This window comes from Streptomyces sp. MBT65 (genome assembly GCF_016612545.1).
Taxonomy (GTDB): domain Bacteria; phylum Actinomycetota; class Actinomycetes; order Streptomycetales; family Streptomycetaceae; genus Streptomyces.
On record NZ_JAENRY010000007.1, the window covers coordinates 47702 to 69760 of the forward strand.

The window sequence follows — 22059 nt, forward strand, 5'->3', positions numbered from 1 at the left end:
TTGCATCCTGGTACCCGAACCGCACGCCTCCGGCCCAGGTGACGAATAGACTGGGGATCCGCAATATCCGCCCCAGAGGAGTTGGCCATGGCGACTGCCGTCGACCGCGAGCCCGCCGACGGCGAGACCGGTGTCCCGGTCGGCAAGCTGGCCGCGCAGACCGCCCGCCGTATCGAGGCGACCGTGATCCGCCAAGGCTGGCCGGTGGGCGAGTCGTTGGGCTCCGAGGTGGACCTGCGGGAGCGGCTCGGGGTGAGCCGCGCGGTGCTCCGCGAGGCGGTACGGCTCGTCGAGCACCACCAGGTGGCCAGGATGCGGCGCGGCCCGAACGGTGGCCTGATCGTCTGCGCACCCGACGCGGGACCGGCCACCCGCGCCATGGTGATCTACCTCGAATACGTCGGCACCAGCGTCACCGACCTGCTCCAGGCTCGCCTCCTGCTGGAGCCGATCGCCGCGGGACTGGCCGCCGACCGCATCACCGAGGAGGGCATCGACACCCTCCGGACCACCCTCGACGCCGAACTCGACCACTGGGACGAACCCGGAGTCCACTCGCAGGACCCGCTGCACCCCGTGCTCGGTCAGTTGTCCGGCAACCCGGTCCTGCACCTGTTCGTCGACGTGCTCACCCGGCTCACCGCACGCTACGCGCACACCTCCCGCCGTATCTCCAAGGCCGAGATGCACGCGGCGAAGGACACCTCGCACCGCGCGCACAAAGCCGTCGTCGACGCGGTGATCGCCGACGACGGGGCCCGCGCCCAGACGGAGTTGACCGCGCATCTGGAGTCGGTGGCCGGCTGGATCGAGAAGCACCGGGTGCGGCGCGGACAGCGGATCGCGGGCAATGTCGTAGAGCCGGAACTGGTGGAGGGCCCGCGGGCCAAGCTCGCCGAAGTGGTCGCGGCCCGTATCCACGACGACATCGCCGCGCGCGGCTGGCAGACCGGCATGGTGCTCGGCTCGGAGGCCGATCTGCTCGCCCGCTACTCGATCAGCCGGGCCGTACTGCGGGAAGCCGTACGGCTGTTGGAGTACCACTCGGTCGCCCGGATGCGTCGCGGCCCCGGCGGCGGCCTGATCGTCACAGAGCCCGAGCCGCAGGCCAGTATCGACACCATGGCGCTGTTCCTGGAGTACCAGGGCGTCACCGCCGACGACCTGCGGATCGTGCGCAACGCGATCGAACTGGGGATCGTCGCCCGGGTCACCGCCAGAGTCGCGGAGGGCGACAAAGAGGTGACCGAACGGCTCGGCAAGGCCGTGCGCTGGAGCACGGAGGGCCCCGCCGACGACCCGCGCAAGGCCGACCTCTTCCACACCGAACTGGCCGCGCTCTCCGACAATCCGGTGCTGTCGCTGTTCCTGTCGATCATCACCGAGCTGTTCCGCCGCCACGCCTCCGGCCATGACCGACCACTGCCCGGCGACACGGCGGCGGACGAGGTCCAACACGTCCACCAGCGGATTCTCGACGCCATCGTCGAGGGCGACGCCGGAGTGGCCCGGCACCGGATGCGCCGCCACCTGGACGCGCTGATCCCCTGGTGGCACTGATCTCCTGACGATCGACCGGCAACGCCCCTGTGTGGCCTTCGGGCCCACGGGGGCGTTCCGCTGTACATGTCCGCCGCATCGGGCTGTGTCGGGCGAGGCTAATTAGGTATACTGAATAGGTCGAGCCGAAGGAGATCCGATGCGCCGGACCCTGTTCGAAGAGACCCATGAGGACTTCCGTCTGCTGGTCCGTGACTTCATCGCCCGCGAGGTGGTCCCTTCGTACGAGGACTGGCGGCGCGCCGGACTCGTCCCTCGGGACCTGTTCACCGCACTGGGCAAGCTCGGCATCATCGGCACGTCGATTCCGGAGGAGTACGGCGGGGGCGGCCAGGACGACTACCGCTACAACGCGGTGATCCAGGAGGAGTGCGCCCGCGCCTGCGTCACGCTCGGCGGTCTGCGTACCCATCTCGACATCGTCGTCCCGTACTTCACGGGACTGGCCAATGCCGAGCAACGGGCCCGCTGGCTACCGGGGTTGGCGTCCGGCGAGCTGTACACCGCGATCGCGATGAGCGAGCCCGCGACCGGCTCCGACCTCGCCGGCATCACCACCCGGGCGGTCCGCGACGGCGACCACTTTGTCCTCAACGGCGCCAAGACCTTCATCACCGGCGGCCACCACGCCGACCTGGTGATCGTCGTCGCTCGCACCACCGTCGACCCGGACAACCGGCGCGCCGGTCTCTCCCTCCTCGTGGTGGAGAAGGGCATGCCCGGCTTCACCGTCGGGCGCAAGCTGGAGAAGATCGGCCTGGCCGTCCAGGACACCGTGGAACTCGCCTTCGACGACGTCCGCGTGCCTGCCGCCAACCTCCTCGGCGAGGAAGGCGCGGCCTTCACGCTCCTCGGCCGCAACCTCGCCCAGGAGCGCCTGGCCATCGCGGTCGGCGCGGTCGCCCAGGCCCGTACCGCGATCGACCTGACCGTCGCCTACGTCCGCGACCGGAACGTGTTCGGAAAACCGCTGGCCCAGTTCCAGAACACGAAGTTCGAACTCGCTGCCCTCGACGCCGAGTTGACGGCCGCGCAAGCCCTGCTCGACGCGGCGATCACCGCGCTCGTCGCGGGCGAACTGGACCCGGTGGACGCGGCCCGCACCAAGCTGGTCTGCACCGAGACACAGGGCCGCGTGGTCGACCGCTGTCTCCAACTGCACGGCGGCTACGGCTACATCCTCGAATCCCCGATCGCCCGCCTGTACGCGGACGCCCGCGTGACCCGTATCTACGGCGGCACCAGCGAGGTCATGAAGCTCATCATCAGCAAGTCCCTGGGCCTGTAGATCCCTACAGAATTCGCCTTCAAAACACGGCAGTCCATGAGGAGTTGGGTGTGAACATCGACGGATCAGCGGCACTCGTCACCGGCGGCGCCTCCGGGCTCGGCCTCGCCACCGCACGCCGCGTCATCGAACGCGGCGGACGTGTCGTCCTCGCCGACATCTCCGAGGAACAGGGCGTCAAGGCGGTCGCCGACCTCGGCGAGGCCGCCCGCTTCGTCCGCACCGACGTCACCGACGCGAGCGAGGTGACCGCCGCCCTCGACGCGGCCGAGCAACTCGGCACCCTGCGCGCCGTCGTGCACTGCGCCGGACGCGGCGGCGACCGCACCCGGATCATCGACCGCGACCGCAACCCCGGCGAACTCGACACCTTCGCCGAGGTCATACGCGTCAACCTGATCGGCACCTACAACGTGCTGCGCCTGGCCGCCGCCCGCCTCGCCGGCAACGAGATCGTCGACGGCGACCGGGGTGCCGTAGTACTCACCGCGTCGGTAGCGGCCTTCGACGGCCAGATCGGGCAGACCTCCTACACCGCCGCCAAGGCCGGAGTCCACGGCATCACCCTCGTCGCCGCCCGGGACCTGGCCAGTTGGCAGATCCGCGTGAACACCATCGCCCCCGGCATCATGGACACCCCGATGCTCGGCCGCCTCCGCGCCGACATCCGCGACGGCCTCGCCGCCTCGGTCCCGCACCCCAAGCGACTCGGTGACCCGGACGACTTCGCGCGCCTCGCCGTGGAGATGCTGGAGAACCCGTACCTCAACGGCCAGACCGTCCGTCTCGACGGCGCCATCCGCATGGCCCCGCGATGACGGCGGACGGCGGGACCGGTGAGACCGACGAGCAGTTCCGCGCCCGTCTGCGGGCCTTTCTGACGGAGCATCACCCCGGACGCCGCCCCAAGGACCCCGGCGAACGGGTCGCCTGGCAGAAGAAATGGCTCGCCACGCTCTACGACGCCGGTTACGCGGGCCCGAGTTGGCCGCGCGAGTACGGCGGCATGGACCTGTCCTTCGCCCGCCAGGTCAGCTACCAGGAGGAGTACGCCCGCGCCCGCGTCCCCGGACCCCTGGGCACCGGACTGGGCATCGCCGCGCCCACCCTCATCAAGTACGGCACGCCCGAGCAGAAGGAGCGCCATCTGCGCCCCATGCTGCGCGGCGACATGGTGTGGGCCCAGGGCTACTCCGAACCGGAGGCCGGTTCGGACCTCCCCGCGCTGCGCACGACGGCACGGCGCGAGGGCGCTGAGTACGTCGTCAACGGGCAGAAGGTGTGGAACAGTTCGGCCGACATCGCCGACATCGTCTTCACCCTGGTCCGCACCGGACCGCCCGACTCCCGCCAGGACGGCATCAGTTACCTCCTCATCGATGCACACGCCCCCGGAGTGACCGTACGGCCACTGCGCGACCTGACCGGTGACGCCCACTTCTGCGAGATCTTCTTCGACGACGTCCGCGTCCCGGCAGTCAACCGCATCGGCGAGGAGAACGGCGGCTGGCCGCTGGTGCGGACGAGCCTGGGACATGAGCGAGCAGCGGGGGCGATGAACCAAGCGGCCCTGTACCGCCGGGTGTTGGACGAGTTGATCGAACTCGCCCACGAGCGCGGTGCCACGGCCGACCCGATCGTCCGTGACCGGCTCGCCGACTTCGAGATCCGCGTCCGTGTCATGCGGCTCACCGGCATGCGCACCATCGCCGACATCATGGCCAAGGGCGAGCCAGGTCCGGCCTCTTCGACGGCACGGCTGTCCATCGTGACCTTCGAGCAGGAGTTGCACGAGTTCGCGCTCGACCTGCTCGGACCGTACGGCATCCTCGACCGACGCGACCCGCACGCGGTCCAACGCGGGCGCTGGGTATGGGGGTTCCTGCGCACCCGTGCCTCGTCGATCGGCGCGGGCACCGCAGAGATCCAGCGCAACACGATCGCCGAGCAGGTGCTCGGCCTGCCCCGTGACCCGGCGATGCCGACCTTGGAGAGGACCCGATGAAGGCCGCACGCTGTACGGAGTACGGGCCACCCGGTGGCCTCTCGGCCGTCGAACTCGACGACCTCCGGCCCGGACCCGGGGAGGTACTGGTCCGCGTGCACGCGGCGGCGGTGAACTTCCCGGACGTACTGATCGTGGCGAACCGCTACCAGGTGCCCGCGCCACTGCCGTTCACGCCGGGCAGCGAATTCGCCGGTGTGGTCGCCGAGTTGGGCCCGGGTGTGTCCGGTCCACCTGTCGGCTCACCGGTCGCCGGGGCGGTGCTCACCGGCGCGTTCGCCGAACAGGTCGTGGTGCCCGTCGCGAGTCTGCGGCAGGTGCCCGAGGGGCTCGACATGGTGCACGCGGCCGCGTTCCACGTCACCTACGCCACCGCCTACCACTCCCTCGTCACCGTCGGACAGGGCAGTGCGGGGGAGTGGGTGGTGGTGCTCGGTGCGGCCGGCGGGGTCGGCTCGGCGGCCGTCGACATCGCGACGCGGCTCGGTCTGCGGGTGGTCGCCGCCGCGTCGAGCCAGGAGCGGCTGACGGTCGCCCGCAAGCTCGGGGCCGAGGCCGGCGTCGACTACGTCCACGAGGATCTCAAGCTCCGCACAAGGGAGTTGACCGGCGGCGAGGGCGCCCACCTCGTGATCGACCCGGTGGGCGGCGACCACGCGGAGGCCGCGCTGCGGGCGCTGCGCCGGGGCGGCCGGTTCGTCACGGTCGGGTACGCCGACGGGAAGATCCCGCGCATCCCGCTGAACCTGGTGCTGCTCAAGGACCTGGTGGTCCGAGGCTTCGAGATCCGTACGGTACGGCAGTACTCCCCGGACGCCGTGGCCGCGGCCGACCGTGCCCTCGCCGGGATGGTCAGGGACGGGATGCGCCCGCTGGTCTCCCGCGTCCATGCCCTCGCCGAGGTCGCGAGCGCCCTGACCGATGTCGCCGAGCGCAGGACCACCGGCAAGGTGGTCCTGGATCTCACGTCGTAGCAAAAGCCATCCGAACCAAATGCCGTCAGAACGTGGGGAGTTGGGGGCGCTTGCGGACATAGCCGCCGGCGTCCACCCGCATCTGCATGCCGGTGACATAGCGGGACTCGTCCGAGACCAGGAAGAGCACCATGTCGGCGACGTCCTCCGGCTCGACGTAGGGGATGTCCATACCGGTGGTCGCGGGGAACGAGAGCAACGCGTCCTCGCGGGTCGGGTTCTCTAGGTCCGGCCGGAACGAGCGGTACATGATGTCGCTGTTGAGCATGTCCGTGTTGACGTTGGTGGGGTGCAGGCCGTTGACCCGGATCCGCCGCGACAGCAGCACCGTCGCCAAGTCGTGGACGAACGCGGCCACTTGGCGCTTGGCGAAGGAGTAGCCCAGGCCACCGGGTCCGTTGGACGGGCTGTCGACGGTCGCCGGGGTCAGGGCCGCGATGGAACCGGTCGCCACGATCGAGGCGCCGTCGGGCAGATGCGGCAGGGCGGCCTCGACGGCGTGCACGACACCGTTGAAGTCGACGGTGACGGCGTCGATGAAGGCCTGGACGCCCTGCTGCGGACCGAGCGGCGCGATACCGGCCTGCGCGACCACGGCGTCGAGCCGCCCGAGTTCGGCCACCCCGTCGGCCACGGCCGCCTTGAGAGCGGCGGGATCCCGTACGTCCGCCTTGCGGGCCACGATGCGTCGGCCGAGCTTCTCGACCTGGCGCACGGTCTCGTCCAGGTCGTCCTGAGTGGCCAGCGCATACGCGTTGGTCGCGATGTCCTCGCACAGGTCGACGGCGATGATGTCGGCGCCCTCCGCGGCAAGCCGGAGCGCGTGGGCGCGGCCCTGTCCGCGCGCCGCCCCGGTGATGAACACGACCTTGTCCTGTACTCGGCCCATCCTGGGGCTCCTTCCGCCGGAGATAAAAGAGTAGCCTGAATACTGTCCGATGGCGCTGTTCGTGATCCATGATCGGTATCAAGTCCGCTGACCGCTGGCCGGTTTCCGTTCAGTGGGACCTGAACAGTGCACACAATTCGGCCGGTGCTAGAGAGTCCATGAGATTCGAGGGAGCACATCGATGCCATTGCAGCCGTGGATGAAGTTGCTGTCGACCGACGACCACCTGATCGAGCCGCCGCGCCTGTGGACGGACCGCCTGCCGGCGAAGTACCGCGACGTCGGACCGCGGATCGTGGAACAGGCGCGGGGAGAGGGCCAGGCCCCGGCCGAGGTGTGGAACTACGAGGGGCGCATCTACCCCTACATCGGCCTGAACGCCGTCGCGGGCAAGTCCCCCGAGGAGTTCGGCCTCGAACCGACCCGCTACGACGAGATGATCCCGGGCTGCTACGACCCGAAGGCCCGGCTGCGGGACATGGACCTGGACGGCGTGTGGGGCGCGCTCTGCTTCCCGTCGTTCCCGCGCTTCGCCGGCACGATCTTCCTGGACGGCGAGGACCGTCAACTCGCCCTGCTCTGCGTCCAGGCGTGGAACGACTTCGTGCTCGACGAGTGGTGCGCCACCGCCCCCGGCCGGCTCATCCCGCTGGTCATCCTGCCGCTGTGGGACGTGGACGCCTGCGCGGCCGAGATCCGGCGTACGGCGGCCAAGGGCGCCAAGGCGATCTCGTTCCCGGAGAACCCGGTCCCACTGGGCCTGCCGTCGTTCCACACCGACCACTGGGACCCGGTGTTCAGGGCGGCCGTGGAGACCGACATGCCGCTGTGCCTGCACTTCGGCACCTCGGGCGCGGCCCCGAAGACCGCTCCGGAGGCACCCTTCGCGGTGACGATCACCCTGTTCGCCACCAACTCGATGTACGCGGCCGCCGACCTGCTGTTCTCCCCGGTCCTCCACAACCACCCGGGGCTGAAGATCGGCCTGTCCGAGGGCGGGATCGGCTGGATCCCGTATCTGCTGGAGCGCGCCGACGGCACCTGGGAGCGGCACCGCTTCTACCAGAACGTCAACCAGACCGTGCGGCCCTCGGAGCTGTTCCACAAGCACTTCCACGGCTGCTTCATCGACGACCGGTTCGGTGTGGAGGTGCGCCACCACATCGGCGTCGACAAGATCACCTGGGAGTGCGACTACCCGCACTCGGACTCGTACTGGCCCAAGAGCCGCGCCTACGCCGCCGAGGTCCTCGCCGACGTGCCGGACGACGAGGTGCACAAGATCGTGGAGCTGAACACCCGCCGTCTCTACAACCTCCCCGCATGAGCGGGCGCCCGGAGTCCGAGCGCTCCGACTGGACCGACCTCGATCTGCTGACCCGCGACGAGGCGTACGGTCGCCTCCAGGAGGAGATCGGCGTCACCGCACGCCGTCTGGCCGAACTCGGCGCGGACGACCACGCTGAGCGTGAACTCCTCGACACCCGGCTGCGCGCTCTTCGCGAGGCCGCCGAGGACCTGAATGTCCGCTGAGACAACGGGAGTTGGCATGGGGCGTGTGGAAGGCAAGGTCGCACTCGTCACGGGAGCGGCCCGCGGTCAGGGCCGCTCGCATGCGGTGCGGCTGGCGGAGGAGGGAGCCGATGTCGTCGTCACGGACGTGTGCCACGACATCAGCGACGAGCTGCCCTATCCGCTGGCGTCCAAGGAACAGCTCGAGGAAACCGCCGAGTTGGTGCGGGCGACCGGCCGCCGGTGTGTCGCCGTGCAGGCCGATGTGCGCTCGGTCGTGGAGATGCGGGCCGCCGTCGACGCGGCGCGCGAGGAGTTCGGCCGGCTCGACACCCTCGTCGCCAACGCGGGTGTGATGAGCATCGGCGCCGCCTGGGAGATCTCCGAGGAGGCCTGGGACGTCGTCATGGACGTCAACCTCAAGGGCCCCTGGAACGCGGTGCGGGCCGCGATCCCCTGGATGATCGAGGCCGGACAGGGCGGCTCCGTCATCATCACCAGCTCGGCCGCCGGCATCCGCGGCCATGTGCCGTACGCCCACTACGTGGCCAGCAAGCACGGCGTGGTCGGGCTGATGAAGGCGCTGTCCAACGAACTCGCCCCGCACCGCATCCGGGTGAACACCGTGCACCCCACCGGGGTCAGCGACACCGGCATCACCGTCGGCGTCCCGATCGAGGAACTCGCCGCGCGGGAACCGCTGTTCGCGCTGGCCGCGATGAACCCCCTCGCCCCGTACGTCGAGCCGCGGGACGTGTCGAACGCCGTGCTGTTCCTCGCGTCGGACGAGGCGCGCTATGTCACCGGCCTCCAGTTCACCGTCGACGCGGGCTCGACGAACAAGCCGTAGAACGAACGGAGTTGTGGATGAAGATCACGATCGACTCCTCGCTGTGCTCCGGGCACGCGAGGTGTGCGGCGGCGGCGCCGGAGGTGTTCCGGCTCGACGACGACGGCTATGCGCTGCCCTACGACGGCGAGTTGCCGCCGGAGCTCGAACAGGCCGCCAGGGACGGGGAGTTGGCCTGCCCGGAGCGGGCCATCACCGTCGAGCGCTGACACGACAGGAGCCCCACGGCCGTAGACCGTGGGGCTCCTGTCGTGCTGTTCGGGTCAGCCGGCGGGCTGCGGCGGCGGGGTGAAGTGGTGGCCCCAGAACGCGCCGTCGGTGATCTCGTAGACGGGTACCGGCTCCGGCACCTTCAGGCCGTCCCAGCCGAACTCGACGGCGTAGTTCTCCGGCGACCACACATAGAACGACACCATGCGGTCGTTGGTGTGCTTGCCCAGCGAGTGCATCATCGGGACGTTCAGCTTCGCGGCCCGGTCGAGGGCACGCCCCACGTCGTCCAGCGTCCTGCCCTCGACCATGAAGTGCAGCAGCCGCCCGGGACCCGGCGCCGGAGTGACGCCCAGGGTGTGGTGGCGGGGGTTGCAGCCCATGAACCAGGTCGTACCGCCCGGCGAGCGCATCGTGTTGCGCTCGATGAAGCCGAGGACGTTCACGTAGAAGTCGAAGGTCCCGCGCGCGTCCTCGGCCGAGAGGATGGCGTGCCCGAAACCCATGTCACCGGTCAGGAACTCCGAGACCAGGGGAGTCTGCACCGGGACGTGGTCGAGGATCGCGCCGTAGAACAGCTCGACCGGGTTGCCGCCCGGGTCGTTGAACTTGACGAAGCCGGTGACCCTGCGTTCCGCGGCCTCGTCCTCGGTGCCGGCGGTCACCTTGATGCCGGTCTTCTCGACGTCGGCGACCAGACGGGCCAACTCCCGTTCGTCGATGACCTCGAAGCCCAGGGCGGTCATCCCGCTCTGCGAACCGGGGGAGACCACGATACGGGCCGGATAGTCGTCCATCCGGTAGTACAGGGATTCCGGGTCGCCGCCCTCAACTGGCATCAGGCCGAGGAAATCCGCCCCGAACACCTTCCATTTCTCGATGTCGCTGGACTCCAGCCGTACATACCCGAGTGAGCGCACACCCATCAGGGTCTCCCATCACCGTCGTCAAGTCCTGGCAGCCCGACGCTAATCAGCGGGGCGGACCGGGGGACGCCCACGTCCCACTGATCGGGAAGAGCGCGACACCCGCTCGGGGCGCGGTGGCACGGTGACTGTCGCCCGTCACCCCGCGACCGGAGGCCACGCACCGCCATGACACTCACCGCTGAGGACACCCTGCGCGAACTGCACACCGACGAGGGCACGTTGCGCTACCACGAGGTGGGCGACGGGCCGCCGCTGCTCCTGTTGCACGGTTCCGGTCCCGGCGTGACCGGCTGGCGCAACTACCGGGGAAATCTCCCCGTGTTCGCGAAGCACTTCCGCTGTCTCGCCCTGGAATTCCCGGGGTTCGGGGTCAGCGACCCCACCGACGAGAACCCGATGATGGCGGCCCCGAAGGCGGTGCTGCGTTTCCTCGACGGCCTCGGCCTGGAGCGCGTCGACGTCATCGGGAACTCCATGGGCGGCTTCGTCGCCGCCGGACTCGCCGTCGCCCACAAGGACTTGTTCCGCAGGGTCGTCACCATCGGCGGCGTGGGCCGCAACATCCTCTCGCCGGGCCCCAGCGAAGGCCTCAACCTGCTGGTCGAGTTCGCCGAGAACCCGACCCGCGAGAACCTCGTCCAGTGGCTCCGGTCGATGGTCCACGACCCGGCCCTCCTTACCGAGCAACTCATCGAGGAGCGGTGGGTGACCGCCACCGAGCCCGCGACCCTGGAGGCCTCCCGGCGGATCTACGGCCGGCAGGCCATGGCCGCCATGCAGGCCGCGCAGGCCCACTCCGACCAGCCCATCTGGGCCGCCCTCCACAAGATCACCGCGCCCACACTGCTGACCTGGGGCCGCGACGACCGGGTCACACCGTTGGAGAGCGCGCTGATCCCGATGCGTACGATTCCCAAAGCGGAACTGCATGTGCTGCCCGACTGCGGCCACTGGGCCATGATCGAGCAGAAGGAGGCCTGGGAGAGCGTGGTCCTGGCCTTCCTGACCCGCCCCGAGGCGTCCTGAGCGTCGGCGGGAGCACCGGACGACATGGGGGACGACGTGGCGAGACCCGCTGAGGGACGGCAACCGGCGGCCCCGATGTCGAGCGGCCAGGCCGCCCGCCGGGTCCGCATCCTCCGCGCCGCCTCCGAACTCGGCGCCCGCGAGGGCCTGGCCAGCGTGCAGATGCACGACGTGGCCAAGGAGGCCGGCGTCGCCATCGCCACCGTGTACCGCTACTTCCCGTCCAAGCCGTATCTGTTCATGGCGGTCCTGGAGTGGCACATCGAGCAGTTCGTCGGTGGTCACGCGACCGTCGCCGAGGAGGGCACGGACGCCGCCGCCGAGATCGCGGAGCTGCTCATCACGCTCAGCGTGAAGCTGCTGGACAGCCCCCTGCTGGCCTCGGCGGTGGCGCTGTCGTCGTTCACCGAGTACACGAGTGTCGTCCCGGCCCGCACGGACCTCGTCGACAGCGCCCTGGGACAGGCCATCCTGCGGCTGCTCGGCGGCGGCGTCCGCGAGGCCTCGGAGACCGACCGCAGCAGGGCTCGCCTGCTCATCTACGGCTGGTGGGGGCTGTTCGTGGCCATGCTCACCGAGGAGCTGTCCACCGCGGAGGCGGAGACGAACATGCGCCTGGCCGCACGGCTGCTGCTCACGCCGTAGCCGCGGGGATCGCCGGAGTCGCCGCAGTCGCAGGGATCGCCGTGGTCGTCGCGTAAATGTGAAGCAATTCTTACGTCCCCCGGGCCGCGGGGTCATTTCCCGTTTTCCGTGGGTAGCTTGGTTCCCGTCGGCGGCAGCCCGTTCCTCTTGTCGCCGATTCCCAGCGGAATCAAGAACAGGAAGTTCGGCATGCGGAAAATCGGTTTTGTCGGTGTGGCTCTCGTTGCCCTTTCCTTCACGCTCACGGCGTGCGGTGGGTCCGACAACAGCGACTCCACCTCGAAGGCGGCGCCCTCCATGTCGGCCACGAAGGCGGCAATGAAGTCGGCCGACCGGACGGGAATGTTCGCGGGGCTCAACGGCAAGAAGGTGACCGGCTCCGCGCAGGTGAGCGGCATGGACGTCACGCTCTCCGGCTTCACGTCCGACGAGGGCCCGGACCTGCATGTCTACCTCACGAACGGCACGGATGAAGCCGCCGTGTCCGCGGGCAAGCAGCTCGGTGCCGTCAAGTTCGACAAGGCGTCCCAGATGTTCGCGCTCAACGGCGCGGACGCGGCCGGATACACCACCGTGGTCATCCACTGCGACAAGGCGAAGGCGGTATTCGGCGCCGCGAAACTGTCATGAAGTCGTTCCCTTCGCGCCCGACTCTGATCGCGGCGGTCCTCGCCGGCGCGATCAGAGTCACCCTCGGTGTCCTGTGGCTCCATGAAGGAACGCTCAAATACCGGGCGCATTTCGGGGCGGCTGACATCCTGTTGGTGGCGAACAGTGCGAAGTCGAACAGCAGGGTTCCGGGCTACTTCAAGAGTTTCGCGGATTTCGCACTCGCGGGTTGGCCGCATTTCTTCGGCTTCGCGATGCCCCTTCTGGAGACGGCCCTTGGAGTCGTCCTTGTCCTGGGGGTGTTCACTTTGCCCGCGTCTTTCATGTCGGCATTCACCTTGCTGACGTACTGGAGCGCGGATCAGTTGATCACCGAATATCCGATCATGGTCGCCCTCTCGACGGTGGTCATCGCCTGGCCGCTCCTGGCCTCGCATTTCTCCGTGACGACTCTCGCGGAAAGGGCGGTGGGCCGAAGGCGCCCGGACCTGGTGGTGTTCCGGGAGCCGTTCCGGCGCTGGCTCTGACCGGTCAGTCCGTGCCGCTCGCGATGTCGAGCACCGCGAGGTACGAGAAGGCGACACTCGAGCCGACGGGAGCCCCCGCGCCCGGGTACACGCGTCCCGTCATCGCGGCCGCGGTGTTGCCCGCCGCGTAGAGCCCCTCGATCGGCGCGCCGTCCGGGCGCAGCACCCGTGCGTGCTCGTCGATCTTCAGGCCGCCCTTGGTGCCGATGTCGGCCGGAAGAATGGTCGCGACGTAGTACGGCGGGGTGTCGAGCGGGGGCAGCAGCGGGTTGGGCCACTCGTCCGTGGCCGGCGGTGCCGGGTAGTTCAGCACGGGCAGGGCGGGGAAACCCAGGACGTACTGAGCCATCTGGTCCCAGGGTGTCTCGCCACGATGGAACTTCTCGTCGACACCGGTCCGCGCGTAGCCGTTGAACTCCTCGATGGTCGCGTGCAGGGCTTTCAGCGGTACGTCGATCAGCTGCGCCAACTCCTCAAGGGTGTCGGCCCTCTTCAGCGCACCCGACTCGAACCACTCGGGGCGGACCGGCTGGTCGTAGGGGCCGCCGAAGCCGTCCCGGTCGAGCTGGCGTTGGTCGATGATCCAGTGGGCGGGGATGTGCGAGACGCCTGTGGTGGCGTGCAGGCGGACGATCTCGCGGCCCGCCTGGTCGTAGGGGCGGGTCTCGTTGACGAAGCGTTCGCCCGCCGCGTTGACCCAGATGCCACCCCGGGTGCCCGTGTGGAAGAGAGGGAGGCCGTCGGGCCACACGAGTCCGGGCGTGAACCAGGCCGCGTCGAGCAGATCGGTTGCGGCACCGACCGCGATGCCGGCCTGGAGCGCGTCGCCCGTGTTGCCCGGGGCGCCGTGGGTCCACTCGCTGCCGCGCTCCGGAACCGGCTGGTACTTCTCGCGCAGCTCGCGGTTGCGCTCGAAACCGCCGGCCGCGAGGATCACCCCGCCCGTGGCGCGGAACGTGACCTGTTCGCCGTCGCTCACCGCCTCCACACCGACGACCCTGCCGTCCTCGACGACGAGGCCCTCCAAGGCGGTGTCGAGGCGGAGCGAGCCGTGGCCCGTCTCCAGGAACGCCGCCAACGTCCTGCCGATCAGAGCGCGGCCACCGCTGAGGACCGGGCCTTCGTCATCGCCCCACCGCTGGGTCGGCAGACAGGCGCGGACCAGCCGGGCATGTTCCCCCAGTTCGGCGACGGTGACCTGCGGCGGAAAGACGGTGTGCCCCGTCGGGGACGAGCCGGTGACCGACGGATAGTAGTCCGGCACCGGGAGATGAACGAACGACCGGAACCACGGATTCTTCTCCAGCTCGTCGATCAACTCCACGCCGGCCCGCAGATAGGCGTCCTGGAGCGGCTCGCGTGACGCGTCGTCGACGGTGCTGCGCAGATAGGTCCTCGCGTCCTCGACACTGTCGTCGAGTCCGGCCCGCCGCATGGGCGCGGAACCGGGATACCACAGACCGGAACCGGAGTAGGCGGTGGTGCCGCCCACGCGGTCCGTCTTCTCGATGACGAGCGTCCGCAGCCCGCGTGACGCTGCCAGATAGGCACCGACCAGACCCCCGCCCGACCCGACCACGATCACGTCGTAGACGTCCTCGTTGCTGGTCATCCTGACCTCCTCAGGTGTGCTGACGTTTCTCGACGGCCGAGCGCGGCTCAACGCCACAACCTCTCGCAATGTGCGGGCGACGGTATCGAGCCAACTCCCGGGTTCCGACCGGTCATCTCGCTCAGCGAGACCGTTTGTCCACACCCGGATCCAGTCCCGCTGAGCGGAACGCGCGGGACCGTGATCGGGCGCCGATGCCCAGGCTGGAGGCCATCACGAGGTGAGGATGCGAATGACAGACGTTGGGGAACCGAGGACGGCGACGGACCGTGAGGCTACGGTGGCCGAGGCGGTCCTGCGACTGACGAGCGCGGCCCGTGACCGCCAACCGTGCGCCCCCGTACGGGACTTGCTCGGTGCCACCGACATCGGCCTCGCCTACGCCGTCCAACAGCGCATCGTGGCCGACCGGATCGCCGCCGGCGCGCGGGTCGTCGGCCGCAAGATCGGACTGACCTCCGAGTCCGTGCAGCGCCAAGTGGGCGTCGACCGGCCCGACTTCGGGGTGCTCCTCGCCGACATGGACGTCACTGCGCTGCCTGCCGTGCCGAGCGAACGGCTGCTGCAGCCCAGGGTCGAGGCGGAGATCGCGTTCGTCCTCGCCGCCGACCTCGACGACGGCGAACTGGACGTCGAGCGGGTGCGGTCCGCCGTGGCGTACGCCGTCGCCGCGTTGGAGATCGTGGACAGCCGGGTCGCCGACTGGGACATCGCGATCACCGACACCGTCGCCGACAACGCGTCCAGCGGGCTGTTCGTACTCGGCGGCGAGCGGGTCGAGTTGAAGGCCTTCGAACCCCGGGACGTCACCATGCGGCTGTACGCCGACGGGAAGCTCGCCTCGGAGGGCGACGGCACGGCCTGCCTCGGTGACCCGCTCGCCGCGCTGCTGTGGCTGGCGCGCACCGCCCGGGAGTTCGGCGACCCGCTGCGGGCCGGTCAGGTCGTGCTCTCCGGAGCGCTGGGTCCGCTCGTCCCCACCCCGCCGGGCGTCACCGTACGGGCCGAGATGTCGGGCCTCGGCACGGTGACCGCGACGTTCTCGGCCAACGAACCCGACTCATCGGACTCTTCGAAGGAACAGGGATGACGAAGACCAAGGTGGCCATCATCGGTTCCGGCAATATCGGGACCGACCTGATGATCAAGGTGCTGCGGCTGTCCGACACCCTGGAGATGGCCGCGATGGTGGGCATCGACCCGGAGTCGGACGGCCTCGCCCGCGCCGCGCGCCTGAAGGTGCCCATCACGCACGAGGGCGTGGACGGGCTGATCCGGATGGACGGCTTCGACGACATCGGGATCGTCTTCGACGCCACCTCCGCGAAGGCGCACGTCGAGAACGCCAAGCGCCTCGCCCCGTACGGCAAACGGCTCGTCGACCTCACCCCGGCGGCCATCGGTCCGTACGTCGTGCCGCCGGTGAACCTCGACGAGCACCTCGCGGGCGATGCCGACAACCTCAACATGGTCACCTGCGGCGGCCAGGCCACCATCCCGATCGTGCACGCGGTCAGCCGGATCACACCGGTGCCGTACGCCGAGATCGTCGCCTCGATCGCCTCGAAGTCGGCGGGACCCGGAACCCGCGCCAACATCGACGAGTTCACCGAGACGACCTCCGCCGCGATCGAGAAGGTGGGCGGTGCCCGGCGCGGCAAGGCGATCATCGTGCTGAATCCGGCCGAGCCACCGCTGATCATGCGGGACACCGTGTACTGCCTGATCGGCGACGCGGACCAGGAGCAGGTGCGGGCCTCCGTGGAGGGCATGGTGGACGCGGTCGCCGAGTACGTGCCCGGCTACCGGCTCAAGCAGCAGGTGCAGTTCACGCCGATCCCCGCCGGTGATCCGGTGCACACGCTCTTCACCGGCGATGCCTCCGAGGTCACCACCAAGGTGTCCGTGTTCCTCGAAGTCGAGGGCGCCGCCCACTACTTGCCCGCCTACGCGGGCAACCTCGACATCATGACCTCGGCCGCCCTGCGGGTCGCCGAGCGCATCGCCCAGCGCTTCTCCACCGAGGTGGCCCGATGACCCCCAGGCTCTATGTGCAGGACGTCACCCTCCGGGACGGCATGCACGCCATCCGGCACCGGATCACGCCCGCGAACGTGGCCGCCATCAGCGCGGCCCTGGACCAGGCGGGCGTGGACGCCATCGAGGTCGCCCACGGCGACGGCATCTCCGGCGGCAGCCTCAACTACGGCCCCGGCAGCAACACCGACTGGGAATGGATCGAGGCCGCGGCCGGCGCCATCCACCGGGCGACGCTGACGTCCCTGCTGCTGCCCGGCATCGGCACCATCGCCGAACTCAAGCAGGCCTACTCCCTCGGCGTCCGCTCGGTCCGCGTCGCCACCCACTGCACCGAGGCAGACGTGGCCGCACAGCACATCGCCACCGCGCGCGAACTCGGCATGGACGTCTCCGGCTTCCTGATGATGGCCCACATGACCGACCCCGCCGAACTCGCCCGCCAGGCACGGCTGATGGAGTCCTACGGCGCACACTGCGTGTACGTCACGGACTCCGGCGGCCGGCTGACCATGGACGGGGTGCGCGACCGTATCCGCGCCTACCGCGACGTGCTCGACCCGGACACCCAGATCGGCATCCACGCGCACGAGAACCTCTCCCTGTCCGTGGCCAACTCCGTGACCGCGGTGGAAGAAGGGGTGACCCGGGTCGACGCGTCGCTCGCCGGACAGGGCGCGGGCGCCGGCAACTGCCCGATCGAACCGTTCGTCGCCGTCGCCAACCTCCTTGGCTGGAAGCACGGTTGCGACCTGTTCGCGCTCCAGGACGCCGCCGACGACCTGGTACGCCCGCTCCAGGACCGGCCGGTGCGCGTCGACCGCGAGACCCTCACCCTCGGCTACGCGGGCGCCTACTCCAGCTTCCTGCGGCATGCCGAGACGGCGGCCGCGCAGTACGGCCTGGACGCGCGCACCATCCTCCAGGAGGTGGGCAGGCGAGGACTGGTCGGCGGGCAGGAGGACATGATCGTGGACATCGCGCTCGACCTGACGCGCGGCTGCTGACCGCACTTCCCCGCAGAGCCGCTCCCCGGACCACGCACCGGGGAGCGGCTCTTTGACGCGTTGATTAGACCGGGCGTACCAATAAACTCGTGCACGCCTCTTGGCCCGCGTCCGAAGCCATTGATACGTTGACGACGGCGCCGAACTAGAATTGATTTCAGTTTGAGCAGAGAGGCATTGACGATGACGTCTGCCCTTCGCCTGGAACCGCGATACGAGGCCGACCGGCATGCGCTGCCACCGTCGATGATGGAGCGCGTGACGTTGATCATGGACCTCTTCGAGCGGCCCCAGACACATCTCACCCTGGAAGTGGTGTCCCGCCGGACCCACCTCCCGCGCTCCACCACCCATCGGATCCTCGACCAACTGGTGCGCCTGGACTGGCTGCACCACACGGTCGCCGGGTACGCGCTGGGACCGCGCGCCCTCGGTCTCGGCGGACGGGAGATCGGGCACAGCACGCTGCGCGCGGCGGCCGCGCCCCAACTCCTCGACCTGGCCGTCCGGACGAAGATGGTCGTCCATCTCGCCGTGCTCGACGGCCCGGAGATCTACTACCTCGACAAGGTCGGCGGCCGGGCCGCGGTCGACATCCCCTCGCGGGTCGGCGGGCGGGCGGTCGCCCACTGCACCGGGTTGGGGAAGGCGATGCTCGCCTGGCTGAGCCCGGAGGAGATAGACGCCCGTTACCAGCAGTCGATGGAGTGCCGCACCTCGCACAGCATCGGCCGACTCGACCTGCTCCACCGGGAGTTGAGCACGGTACGCCGGCGCACCGGGCTGGCGATCGACCGGGGGGAGTGTTTCCCCGACCTCGGCTGCGTCGGCCTCGCCCTGCGCGGACCCGACGGCCCGATCGGCGCGATCTCGGTCGTCGGCGACGGGCGCGCCCCGCTGGAACTGGTCGCTCCGCTGGTCGTCAACGCCGTACGGGCCGTGTCCGACGAGCTGTTCGGGGGCGGGGAGTCGTATCGGCGTGAAGTGGCGGACGCCGTGGGGTAGTTACGGCGGGCGGGCCGTCACGGGGTGGCGGAGATCCAGCCGTCGTTGTGCCGGTGGCGGTCCAGGCCCACGGCGGTGAACTCGTCCTGGTCCGGACCGCTCGTGGCGCCCAGCCGGCGCAGGGCCTGCGAGATCGGGCTGATCCCCAGCGCCCGTTGGTCCGACGGCCCCCATGCGAGTGCCCCATCGGCCCAGACGACGGCTCGTTGCTCGCCGGCCCCACCGAAGTACTCGGCCTCCACATAGGCGACCGGTCCTACGGCGGACCACTCGGCGAGCTTCAGCTCGAAGCCGGTCGGCAGCCGCCGGAACCCCAGGGACCGAGCGGCGTCGGCGTCCGGGACGGCATCGAGCACTTCGCTTGTCATCGGCAGCAGCGACAGGCCCTGGCCGAGGGAAGCCACGTGGGCGCCTGGCGCCTTCTGCGCGGCGGAGCGGAGCAGGTCTTCCCCGGCGATCACCGCCTGTAGAACGTAGGTCATCTCTGGATTCTTCTCCCCGTCACGCCAACCCGCCGTTGGCGAACAGTACTTGACCGTTGATCCAGCGGGCCGGGCCGGCCAGGAAGGCGACCGACTCGGCGATGTCGTCCGGGGTGCCGAGGCGCTCCAGCGGCGCGGCCTTGGCGAGGTTCTCGACCGTGGCCTCGTCCTTGCCGTTCAGGAACAGGGGAGTGGCGGTGGGGCCGGGGGCGACGGCGTTGACGGTGATGTCCTTGCCGCGCAGCTCGCGGGCCAGGACCAGGGTCATCGCCTCGACCGCGGCCTTGCTCGCCACATAGCCGCCGTACGTCGGGAACTTGGTACGGGTGACGGTGGTGGAGAAGTTGATGATCGCGCCGCCGCCGCGCACCCGGCGGGCCGCCTGCTGGGAGACGACGAACGTGCCGCGGATGTTGGTGCGGTGCATCCGGTCGAGGTCGTCGAGGTCCATGGTGGCGATGGGGGACAGGGCCATGGTCCCGGCGGTGTTCACGACCACGTCGATGCCGCCGAACTCCGCCTCGACCGCGTCGAACGCGGCGGACATCGCGGCCTCGTCGGCGACGTCGCCGCCGACCGGGATCGCCCTGCCGCCGGCCGCGACGATCGCGGCGACCGTCTCGTCCGCCTTGGCCTTGTTGCCCGCGTAGTGCACGCCGACCGCGATGCCGTCCTGGGCCAGCCGCTCGGCGACCGCGCGGCCGATGCCGCCGGAACCGCCGGTGATCAGGGCGACGCGGGTGGGGGTGTCGGTGTCAGTCATGGTGAGGGTCCTTCCGTGTGGTGGGGATCTGCGTGAGCCACTGGCCGAGCAGGGCCGACTCCGCGGGGGTGAACGGTTCGGGGGTGAGGTCGTCGAGCGACGAGAGCAGCGTGGTGGCCGCCGCCGTACGGGCGTCGTGGGCCGTCGTGTCCGCCGCCGGGTCGAGCAGGATCGCCTGCACCATCGCGTCGCGGACCTGTGTCGACAGCCCGGCGTCCGGATACAGCTCGGGACGGGTGATCAGCCCCAGGGCGACACCGGTGGTGGCCGTCATGACCATCTGCGCCGCGATGCCCGGTGCGATCCGCATCCGGCCCTGCGCGGCGAGCCGATCGAGCACCGCACGGAGAATACGCAGGGCCTCCTGTGCCGCCTCGGGTGTGGCGCGCAGCGCCGGGGCGAACATCAGCTTGTAGGCGTTGGGATGCGCCAGCGCGAACGCCACATGGCTGTCCCACCCGGCGAGCAGGTCCTGCAACGGGTCCGCCGACTTCTCGGCGGCGCGCTTCGTCTCCAGGTACTGGTCCCAGACATGGTCGACCGTCGCCGCCAGCAGCCCGTCCTTGTCACCGAACAGCCGGTACAGCACGGGCTGTTGGACACCCGCCGCGTCGCACACGGCCCGCGTCGAGACGTCGCCGCTGGGCGACTGGGCGATCAGCTCCGCCGCCGCCTCGATTATCAGCGATCTCGTGTTCATGTAAGCGACGATAACACTGATGGCGTATCGCTGACAACGTTCCTCCGTTAGCGATGAAAACAAGGGCGCCTCCCACCGCGTCCGTGCGGTGGGAGGCGCCCTTGCGGTGCCGTGCGTGGCTCAGGACTGCACGGCGAGCGTGAAGGACTGCGCAGTGGAGCCGTCACAGGTCCGTTGGGTGAGCTGGACACTGTTGGTCGCCGCCGTGGCGGCGCTCAGGCACTTGCCGCTGTGCCGGGCGACGAAGTGGTAACGCCCGCTCGTCTCCCGCACCGGCTGCCACTGCTGGTTCGTGCCACCGGAGTAGGCCCACAGCTGCAACGGCGCGTTGTCCGCCGTCGAGCGGTCGGTCACGTCGATGACCTGTGCGGGGTTGCCGCGCGCGGTGATCTCCATGTACCCGCTGTCGGTGGAGCGGAACTGGTACTGCTGCGCCGTCGTCCCGTTGCAGGCGTACTGCTGGATCGCCGTGCCGTTGGCCATGGCCGCCGACCGGGCGTCCACGCACGTGCCGTTGCCGCCGTTCTGCACGGAGTACCAGGACGTCTCGGAGATCGGGGTGTCCGTCGGCGGCGTCGAAGTGTCGCCCCCACCCAGCCACTTGAGCCCGTTGAGCAGGAACTGGTTCTGGGTGGCGCTCGCGAACGTCGACGACAGGCGCGTGTTGGTCGTGTAGTTCATCGCGTTGTGGCCGAAGTTCGCGTACAGCATCTTGTACTTCGTGTTGGTCCACAGGATCGGGTAATACCCTCTGTACCAGGACTGGTTGGGATCCGTGCCGACCGGGAAGCTGCTCGGGTCGATCGACGCCAGGATCTTGATGTCCGGGTTCTGCCGAAGGTCGTTGGACCAGCTGTACCACTCGCTGACCGACGAGGTGAACGTGGCCGGCAGGCTGGCGGTGGGCGGGATCGAGTGGTCCTCCACCTTGAGGGTCACCGCGGTCGGACCCCAGGTGTTGGACACGAAGTTCCCCGAGCCGAGGAACGTGTTGTGGTACCAGGACCAGCTCGCCGCGTTCGTCGTGAAGGCGGAGACGTGGAAGCCCATGAAGCCACCGCCGCCCCTCATGTACGCCTCGAAACCGGTGCGTTGGGCGGAGGTCTGCGGCAAGTCGTCGAGGAACAGGACGACTTGGTACGCGTTGACCCCGCCGTTGGCGAGCAGGTCCCAGTTGGTGCTGGCCGTGTAGGTGTAGCCGTTGGCCGCCGCCTGCTGCGGGAACCAGACGTTCGCCTCCTTGTCGAAGTCGATGTGCGCCGCGTCGTAGGTCCCGCTGTAGAGCGCGAGGATCTTGAACGGGGTGGCCGCCGTGCTCGCCTGCGCGGCGGGCGGTACGGCCGCGAGGCCGAGCAGTGTGGCCAGCAGGAGGAGGACCCGTAGGAGCGCGCGGGTGGAACCTGATCTGTTGGTGTTCATGAAGTGATCG

Annotated in this window: 25 protein-coding genes; 17 read left to right on the forward strand and 8 right to left on the reverse strand. The window is 69.5% G+C overall.

Translation table 11 applies throughout. The features are described from left to right. The first annotated feature begins 87 nt into the window (after window positions 1-87). From JHN63_RS03530 to JHN63_RS03550, 5 genes are all read left to right on the forward strand, one after another. Window positions 88-1560: a FadR/GntR family transcriptional regulator gene (locus tag JHN63_RS03530; protein ID WP_200677173.1), complete on the forward strand. Its 1473-nt coding sequence runs from the start codon at window positions 88-90 to the stop codon at window positions 1558-1560. A gap of 139 nt (window positions 1561-1699) precedes the next feature. After that, entirely contained in the window at window positions 1700-2848 is a 1149-nt protein-coding gene (locus JHN63_RS03535; RefSeq protein WP_200677174.1) for an acyl-CoA dehydrogenase family protein, read from the forward strand. Window positions 2849-2898: 50 nt separating this feature from the next. Next, window positions 2899-3666 (forward strand): SDR family NAD(P)-dependent oxidoreductase, encoded by a 768-nt coding sequence (locus JHN63_RS03540; protein WP_200677175.1) that lies wholly within the window; start codon window positions 2899-2901, stop codon window positions 3664-3666. Next, window positions 3663-4853 (forward strand): acyl-CoA dehydrogenase family protein, encoded by a 1191-nt coding sequence (locus JHN63_RS03545; RefSeq protein WP_200677176.1) that lies wholly within the window; start codon window positions 3663-3665, stop codon window positions 4851-4853. Before JHN63_RS03540 ends, JHN63_RS03545 begins: the two co-directional genes overlap by 4 nt. Continuing rightward, window positions 4850-5827, forward strand: a complete 978-nt coding sequence (locus tag JHN63_RS03550; protein WP_200677177.1) for an NADPH:quinone oxidoreductase family protein — start codon at window positions 4850-4852, stop codon at window positions 5825-5827. The genes JHN63_RS03545 and JHN63_RS03550 overlap by 4 nt, the downstream gene beginning before the upstream one ends. 25 nt (window positions 5828-5852) lie before the next feature. Here the strand turns inward: JHN63_RS03550 and JHN63_RS03555 are convergent, their stop codons facing one another. Continuing rightward, window positions 5853-6716, reverse strand: a complete 864-nt coding sequence (locus tag JHN63_RS03555; RefSeq protein ID WP_200677178.1) for a mycofactocin-coupled SDR family oxidoreductase — start codon at window positions 6714-6716, stop codon at window positions 5853-5855. A gap of 181 nt (window positions 6717-6897) precedes the next feature. Here JHN63_RS03555 and JHN63_RS03560 point away from each other — a divergent pair, with 181 nt between their 5' ends. Genes JHN63_RS03560 through JHN63_RS03575 form a run of 4 tightly spaced genes read left to right on the forward strand, consistent with a single transcriptional unit; the run spans window position 6898 to window position 9287 of the window. Continuing rightward, entirely contained in the window at window positions 6898-8043 is a 1146-nt protein-coding gene (locus JHN63_RS03560) for an amidohydrolase family protein (RefSeq protein ID WP_234476077.1), read from the forward strand. Beyond that, window positions 8040-8249, forward strand: a complete 210-nt coding sequence (locus JHN63_RS03565; RefSeq protein WP_200677179.1) for a hypothetical protein — start codon at window positions 8040-8042, stop codon at window positions 8247-8249. Before JHN63_RS03560 ends, JHN63_RS03565 begins: the two co-directional genes overlap by 4 nt. 16 nt (window positions 8250-8265) lie before the next feature. Further along, complete coding sequence (locus JHN63_RS03570) at window positions 8266-9078, forward strand: mycofactocin-coupled SDR family oxidoreductase (RefSeq protein WP_200677180.1); 813 nt, start codon at window positions 8266-8268, stop codon at window positions 9076-9078. A 17-nt stretch (window positions 9079-9095) separates the two neighbouring features. Next, window positions 9096-9287, forward strand: coding sequence for a ferredoxin (locus JHN63_RS03575; protein ID WP_200677181.1), 192 nt, complete (start codon window positions 9096-9098; stop codon window positions 9285-9287). Between the two features lie 54 nt (window positions 9288-9341). Here JHN63_RS03575 and JHN63_RS03580 read toward each other — a convergent pair whose 3' ends face one another. Then, window positions 9342-10214 (reverse strand): VOC family protein, encoded by an 873-nt coding sequence (locus JHN63_RS03580; protein ID WP_200677182.1) that lies wholly within the window; start codon window positions 10212-10214, stop codon window positions 9342-9344. A 168-nt stretch (window positions 10215-10382) separates the two neighbouring features. Here JHN63_RS03580 and JHN63_RS03585 point away from each other — a divergent pair, with 168 nt between their 5' ends. Continuing rightward, a complete protein-coding gene (locus JHN63_RS03585; protein WP_200677183.1) occupies window positions 10383-11243 on the forward strand; it encodes an alpha/beta fold hydrolase in 861 nt (286 codons plus the stop codon). 36 nt (window positions 11244-11279) lie between these two features. After that, window positions 11280-11888, forward strand: coding sequence for a TetR/AcrR family transcriptional regulator (locus JHN63_RS03590; protein ID WP_307781803.1), 609 nt, complete (start codon window positions 11280-11282; stop codon window positions 11886-11888). 92 nt (window positions 11889-11980) lie between these two features. Here the strand turns inward: JHN63_RS03590 and JHN63_RS52360 are convergent, their stop codons facing one another. Then, window positions 11981-12196: a hypothetical protein gene (locus JHN63_RS52360; RefSeq protein ID WP_234476078.1), complete on the reverse strand. Its 216-nt coding sequence runs from the start codon at window positions 12194-12196 to the stop codon at window positions 11981-11983. Between JHN63_RS52360 and JHN63_RS03595 the strand changes: the two genes are divergently transcribed. After that, window positions 12186-12518: a DM13 domain-containing protein gene (locus JHN63_RS03595; RefSeq protein ID WP_234476079.1), complete on the forward strand. Its 333-nt coding sequence runs from the start codon at window positions 12186-12188 to the stop codon at window positions 12516-12518. The genes JHN63_RS52360 and JHN63_RS03595 overlap by 11 nt on opposite strands. Beyond that, window positions 12515-13024 (forward strand): DoxX family membrane protein, encoded by a 510-nt coding sequence (locus JHN63_RS03600; RefSeq protein WP_200677185.1) that lies wholly within the window; start codon window positions 12515-12517, stop codon window positions 13022-13024. Before JHN63_RS03595 ends, JHN63_RS03600 begins: the two co-directional genes overlap by 4 nt. 4 nt (window positions 13025-13028) lie before the next feature. Here JHN63_RS03600 and JHN63_RS03605 read toward each other — a convergent pair whose 3' ends face one another. Continuing rightward, window positions 13029-14636: an FAD-dependent oxidoreductase gene (locus JHN63_RS03605; protein WP_200677186.1), complete on the reverse strand. Its 1608-nt coding sequence runs from the start codon at window positions 14634-14636 to the stop codon at window positions 13029-13031. Between the two features lie 232 nt (window positions 14637-14868). On the opposite strand from JHN63_RS03605, the gene JHN63_RS03610 reads away from it, so the two are divergent. From JHN63_RS03610 to JHN63_RS03625, 4 genes are all read left to right on the forward strand, one after another. After that, complete coding sequence (locus JHN63_RS03610; RefSeq protein ID WP_234476080.1) at window positions 14869-15726, forward strand: 2-keto-4-pentenoate hydratase; 858 nt, start codon at window positions 14869-14871, stop codon at window positions 15724-15726. Next, entirely contained in the window at window positions 15723-16673 is a 951-nt protein-coding gene (locus JHN63_RS03615) for an acetaldehyde dehydrogenase (acetylating) (protein ID WP_200677187.1), read from the forward strand. Before JHN63_RS03610 ends, JHN63_RS03615 begins: the two co-directional genes overlap by 4 nt. Then, window positions 16670-17680: a 4-hydroxy-2-oxovalerate aldolase gene (gene dmpG / locus JHN63_RS03620; protein WP_200677188.1), complete on the forward strand. Its 1011-nt coding sequence runs from the start codon at window positions 16670-16672 to the stop codon at window positions 17678-17680. Before JHN63_RS03615 ends, dmpG begins: the two co-directional genes overlap by 4 nt. A 246-nt stretch (window positions 17681-17926) precedes the next feature. After that, window positions 17927-18685 carry an IclR family transcriptional regulator gene (locus JHN63_RS03625; protein WP_200677217.1) on the forward strand — a complete coding sequence of 253 codons (759 nt, stop codon included), beginning with the start codon at window positions 17927-17929 and terminating at the stop codon, window positions 18683-18685. Between the two features lie 17 nt (window positions 18686-18702). Here JHN63_RS03625 and JHN63_RS03630 read toward each other — a convergent pair whose 3' ends face one another. The 4 genes from JHN63_RS03630 to JHN63_RS03645 form a co-directional block, all read right to left on the reverse strand. After that, window positions 18703-19167, reverse strand: a complete 465-nt coding sequence (locus tag JHN63_RS03630; protein WP_200677189.1) for a hypothetical protein — start codon at window positions 19165-19167, stop codon at window positions 18703-18705. Between the two features lie 19 nt (window positions 19168-19186). Further along, entirely contained in the window at window positions 19187-19930 is a 744-nt protein-coding gene (locus JHN63_RS03635) for an SDR family oxidoreductase (protein ID WP_200677190.1), read from the reverse strand. After that, on the reverse strand, window positions 19923-20630 hold the full coding sequence (locus JHN63_RS03640; protein ID WP_200677191.1) for a TetR/AcrR family transcriptional regulator: 708 nt from the start codon (window positions 20628-20630) through the stop codon (window positions 19923-19925). The genes JHN63_RS03635 and JHN63_RS03640 overlap by 8 nt, the downstream gene beginning before the upstream one ends. A 120-nt stretch (window positions 20631-20750) precedes the next feature. Further along, window positions 20751-22049 (reverse strand): ThuA domain-containing protein, encoded by a 1299-nt coding sequence (locus tag JHN63_RS03645; protein ID WP_200677192.1) that lies wholly within the window; start codon window positions 22047-22049, stop codon window positions 20751-20753. Between the last annotated feature and the right edge of the window lie 10 nt (window positions 22050-22059).